The organism is Acidovorax sp. (assembly GCF_046339755.1).
Classification (GTDB): Bacteria; Pseudomonadota; Gammaproteobacteria; order Burkholderiales; family Burkholderiaceae_C; genus Acidovorax.
Window position 1 is genome coordinate 1 of record NZ_JBKDTZ010000255.1, and the last position, 4,910, is coordinate 4,910.

At 69.9% G+C, this 4,910-nt stretch carries 5 protein-coding genes and 1 pseudogene; all 6 read right to left on the reverse strand.

What is annotated here, in order from left to right:
• Nucleotides 1–317, reverse strand: a pseudogene (locus ACK59X_RS22435) (ATP-dependent DNA helicase); the annotation flags it as partial.
• A complete protein-coding gene (locus ACK59X_RS22440; protein WP_409960594.1) occupies nucleotides 314–1,138 on the reverse strand; it encodes a hypothetical protein in 825 nt (274 codons plus the stop codon). The pseudogene ACK59X_RS22435 and the gene ACK59X_RS22440, both read right to left, overlap by 4 nt.
• A gap of 102 nt (nucleotides 1,139–1,240) precedes the next feature.
• A complete protein-coding gene (dgoD, locus tag ACK59X_RS22445) occupies nucleotides 1,241–2,389 on the reverse strand; it encodes a galactonate dehydratase (protein WP_409960595.1) in 1,149 nt (382 codons plus the stop codon).
• 43 nt (nucleotides 2,390–2,432) lie between these two features.
• Complete coding sequence (locus ACK59X_RS22450; RefSeq protein ID WP_409960596.1) at nucleotides 2,433–3,086, reverse strand: 2-dehydro-3-deoxy-6-phosphogalactonate aldolase; 654 nt, start codon at nucleotides 3,084–3,086, stop codon at nucleotides 2,433–2,435.
• Entirely contained in the window at nucleotides 3,083–4,105 is a 1,023-nt protein-coding gene (locus ACK59X_RS22455) for a 2-dehydro-3-deoxygalactonokinase (protein ID WP_409960597.1), read from the reverse strand. The genes ACK59X_RS22450 and ACK59X_RS22455 overlap by 4 nt, the downstream gene beginning before the upstream one ends.
• A gap of 8 nt (nucleotides 4,106–4,113) precedes the next feature.
• Nucleotides 4,114–4,910, reverse strand: a 797-nt coding sequence (locus ACK59X_RS22460; protein WP_409960598.1) for a dihydrodipicolinate synthase family protein, incomplete at its 5' end; no start/stop codon positions are given.

The window sequence follows — 4,910 nt, forward strand, 5'->3', positions numbered from 1 at the left end:
GGCTGACTGGCGCGCCTGGGCCAGTGCAGCGCACGGTGCGAGGCGGGCTGGCGGTCGAGCCGGCCCTTGAAGGTCGTGACCTCGTCGAGCCGGGCATGCTGCGGGTCGAAGCCATCGGCCCGGCCGCGCACGCGCAAGGTCTTGTAGACTCCCGCCAGGCTTACCTCAGCGCGATAGGCCTCTGCGCGGCGTGATGCGGCAATCGCATGGCCGGCCATGCCCTCCAGGGCGGTGGGCGCGGGCGTGAAGCGCAGGTCCAGGTCACCCTGCTTGGCGGTGAACTCGCACAACTCGCGCACCGCCACGGAGTAGGTCATGGTGCCTCGGTACAGGGCGGCAGTTCGTCCACAGCGGGCTCGCCCAGGTGCGCCTGGGCCAACTCGTCCTCGCTGCGCAGCGGCGTGGCCTTGCACAGCGCCATCCACACCGCAAAGGGCAGGGTGCAGCTCGCATGCCGTGCAGGCCGCAGCAGCTCGAAGCGCCCATCGTCCACCCCGCCGTGCAGCACCCAGATGCCGAAATGCTCGGGGATTTCTTCGGGTTCGGCGATGCCGGCCGGGAACACGTAGTAGCACTCCTCGCACAGCCACTGGTAGGCCTGGCGCTTGGCGTCGTGGCGCAGGTCCGACAGCAGATCGGCGCGGCTGTGCTTGATCTCGTGCACCATGGGCTGCAGGTAGGCCGGCACGGTAGTGTTGCGCACCGAGAACAGGTCCGGCCGCGCCATGCGCCACACGTTGGCGGCCTTGCGGCTGGCGGGGGTGTCTTCGCTCCACAGCGGGTTGCTGCTTGCCGGGGGCGGTGGCACCGCTTCCGGGGGCGCGCCCTCGATCACGGCGCGTAGCGACAGCTCGCGCCAGACGATGCGGCCCGATGCCAGCAGCTGCGCCGCGAAGCGCTGGCCCATGCGGTCATGCGGGCTCAGCGCCCGCACGCCGCGCTGGCGCGCCTCGGCCAGCAGGCGGATGCCGCCTTCGGTGAGCTTCAGCGTCTCGAAACCCTCGGCCGAGGTGTGCAGGGCCACGAGCTCTGCCGCCAGCAGGTCGATCTCCAGCGCATCCTTGCAGGGCCAGCCGGCCGAGCGCCATATCTGCATCAGGCGGGTTCGGTGGAAGCGGGTGATGGTCGGCGCCGTCATGGAGGCTTGGGGTTGGTCAAAACACTGATTGTAATTACAGTATTTTCCTCCCTTTCGCCCCCGCCGTCACCCCTTCACGGCGTTGTTACACCGCCGCCAGGCTCACCACTCCGCGAAACTGCCGTCCTTGTGGCGCCACACCGGGTTGCGCCAGCGGTGGCCTTCGGCGGCACGTTCGCGCACATAGGCCTCGTTGACCTCGATGCCCAGGCCCGGGCCCTGGGGGATGGCGACCATGCCGTCCTGGTAGGCAAACACCTCTCCGTTGGACACATAGTCCAGCAGGTCGTTGCTGGCGTTATAGTGGATGCCCAGGCTCTGCTCCTGGATGAAGGCGTTGTAGCAGACGCCGTCGAGCTGCAGGTTGGCCGCCAGCGCGATCGGCCCCAGCGGGCAGTGCAGGGCCAGCGCCACGTCGTAGGCCTCGGCCATAGCGGCGATCTTGCGCGTCTCGGTAATGCCACCCGAGTGCGAAGGGTCGGGCTGGATGATGTCCACATAGCCCTCGGACAGCACGCGCTTGAAGTCCCAGCGCGAGTACAGCCGCTCGCCAAGCGCGATGGGGGTGGACGACAGGTGCGCCAGCTCCTTGAGCGCCTCGTAGTGCTCGCTGAGCACCGGCTCCTCGATGAACATCAGCCGGTACGGGTCGAGCTCCTTGAACAGCACCTTGGCCATGGGCTTGTGCACCCGGCCGTGGAAATCCACGCCGATGCCCACGTTGGGCCCCACCGCCTCGCGCACGGCGGCCACGTTGTTCAGGCAGCGCTCCACCTTGTCGAAGCTGTCCACGTACTGCAGTTCCTCGGTGCCGTTCATCTTCACGGCGGTGAAGCCGCGGTCCACGGCGGCCTTGGCCGCGGCGGCGGTCTCGCTCGGCCGGTCGCCGCCGATCCAGCTGTAGACCTTGATGCGGTCGCGCACGCAGCCGCCCAGCAGCTCGGAGACGGGCACGCCCAGCGCCTTGCCCTTGATGTCCCACAGCGCCTGGTCGATGCCGGCCAGCGCGCTCATGTGGATGCCGCCGCCGCGGTAGAAGCCGCCACGGTACAGCACCGTCCAATGGTCCTCGATGTGGCGCGGGTCCTTGCCGATGAGGTAGTCGCCCAGCTCCTCGATGGCGGCGGCCACCGTGTGGGCCCGGCCTTCGAGCACGGGCTCGCCCCAGCCGACGATGCCCTCGTCGGTTTCGATCTTCAGAAAGCACCAGCGCGGTGGCACGATGAATGTGGTCAGTCGGGTGATCTTCATGGGGAGCGGCTCGTCGGGATGGGGGAGAAGGCAATCGGATCGGTCAGGGGGCGGGGTAGGACGCACGCCAGGCCTGCATGAACGCAGCCGCATGGAGCGCCACGTCGGCTGCGCTGTCGCCGGGCTTGTACAGGGCCGAGCCCAGGCCGAAGCCGCTGGCACCTGCCTGGGCGTAGGCGGCGATGCTCTCGGGCGTGATGCCGCCCACGGGCAGCAACGCCACGGGAGGGCGCAGCACGGCGCGCCAGGCCTTGAGCACGGCGGGTGCCAGCGCCTCGGCGGGAAAGAGCTTGAGCACATCGGCCCCGGCCGCCAGCGCGGCATAGGCCTCGGTCAGCGTGGCCACGCCCGGTGCGCAGGCCATGCCGGCCGCCTTGGCGGCGCGGATCACCGCCGCATCGCTATGGGGCATGACCACGATCTGCCCGCCGGCCGCGGCCACGGCGGCGCAGTCCTCGGGGAGGAGCACCGTGCCGGCGCCGATCAGTGCATCGGCGGGCAGGGCGTCGCGCAGGGCGCGGATGCTGGCCAGCGGCTCGGGCGAGTTGAGCGGTACCTCGATGACCCGAAAGCCCGCGCCGTACAGCGCCTGGCCGATAGCGACCACCTCGCCAGGCTGCACGCCGCGCAGGATGGCGACCAGACCGCAATGGCGCAATGCACTGGCGAGAAGTTCAGAAGAAGAGGAAAAGGTCATCGTGCAGCCTCCGTGCTGCGGGTCTCTGAAGGGGTGGTCAGGCCGGCGGCTGTGGCGATCTGCCACAGCCCGCGCGCGGTGGCGTTCTCGGCCATTTTGGGGACGGGCAGCCCGTAGGCCGCCAGCGCCAGTGCATAGCGCCGGCACAGGTCGGGCTCGCCGCAGAGCACCACGTTCGCGGGCGGGGTCGCTGGCGCCTGCTGGGCTGCGAGCGCAGCCACCTCGTGGCCGATGAGCAAGCCCGACAGGTAATCGGCCTGGGCCGTGCCGGGCAGCGCGCCCGTAAGACCCAGCGTGCGCGTGCTGAAGATGTGCGAGAGCAGGCCCAGCGAAGCCTCGGCCGAGCGCGCCACCTGCAGGCCGCGTGCAAACGCGGCATCGTCGGGCGCGTCTGCCGCCTGCATGGTGCGTCCCAGGATGGTGTGGCCGCGCAGGGCCGCGAACACCTCGCCCGTCATGAAGGTATGGAACTGCGCGATGGAGCGGCGCCGTGCCAGCACCCACTTGCTGTGTGTGCCGGGCAGGCCGATCAGCACCGGCGCCTGGTCGGGCCGGTCCGATCCGGCCATCACGCCCAGCACCTGGGTTTCTTCGCCGCGCATCACATTGGGCAGGTCGCCGCGCTGGATCAGCCCGGGAACGATGTGCACGCGGTGCCCGGCCGCATGCTCCACCACGGTGAGGCCCCGGGCCAGGTGGTCCAGAGAGGCCGGCGATTCGAGGTAGGCGGCCTCGCGCCAGCCCTGGGCGCTGCCCACCATGCCGCAGGCCAGCACGGGCAACCGGGATTCTGCGCGCAGCCAGTCGCCGCAGACGTCGTCGAAAGCATGCTCGAAGGCGGCGGCATGGGCCGCATGGGGCTGGCCGTCCGCTGCGGCGGGTAAATTCATGATGCCCCAGGGCCGGTGGCGCATCTGCTGCACCTGGCCCACGGTATCGAAGCGGAAGGCGCGCAACGAGCTGGTGCCCCAGTCCAGCCCTATCAGTGCGGCGGCGGTCTCGGAGGTGTCGTGTGCCACGGCCGCCCTCACCGTGCCCAGCGCAGCACCAGCGGGTCCAGCCGGCGCGCAATGTCGATCAGTCCGCGTCGCACCTCAGGGTGCATGGCCGGGAAGGGGTGGCGCCCGGCCTCGCAGGCGATCACGCCGCCTTCCTTCATCAGCGCCTTGGCGGTCAGGATGCCGCCCTGGCGGTTTTCGTGGTTGATGAGCGGCAGCCAGCGCTGGTAGAGCGCGAAAGCCTGGTCCGCATCGCCCTGGCGGTGCGCTTCGATGATGGGGCGGATGCCGTCGGGAAATCCACCGCCCGTCATGGCGCCGGTGGCGCCGGCGTCCAGGTCGGCCAGCAGGGTGATGGCTTCCTCGCCATCCCAGGGCCCCTCGATGGCCGTGCCGCCCAGGCGGATCAGCTCGCGCAGCTTGCTGGCCGCGCCGGGCACCTCGATCTTGAAGTAGGCCAGGTGCTCGATCTCCTGCGCCATGCGCGCCAGGAACGGGGCCGCCAGCACCGTGCCGCTGGCCGGTGCATCCTGCACCATGATGGGAATGGCGATGGCATCCGACACGCGGGCATAGAACTCGTAAATCTGCGCCTCGGGCACGCGGAAGGTGGCGCCGTGGTAGGGCGGCATCACCATGACCATGGCGGCGCCCATGTCCTGTGCGGCGCGGCTGCGCTCGGCGCACACGCGCGTGCCGTAGTGGGTGGTGGTGACGATCACGGGCACGCGGCCGGCCACATGTTCGAGCGACACGCGGGTCAGGGTCTCGCGCTCGGCGTCGGAGAGCGAGAACTGCTCGGAAAAATTGGCCAGGATGCACAGGC

Coding starts and splice junctions, on each gene's coding strand:
- ACK59X_RS22440 (WP_409960594.1), bottom strand. CDS start 1,138: ATGACGGCGCCGACCATCACCCGCTTCCACCGAACCCGCCTGATGCAG.
- ACK59X_RS22450 (WP_409960596.1), bottom strand. CDS start 3,086: ATGACCTTTTCCTCTTCTTCTGAACTTCTCGCCAGTGCATTGCGCCAT.
- dgoD (WP_409960595.1), bottom strand. CDS start 2,389: ATGAAGATCACCCGACTGACCACATTCATCGTGCCACCGCGCTGGTGC.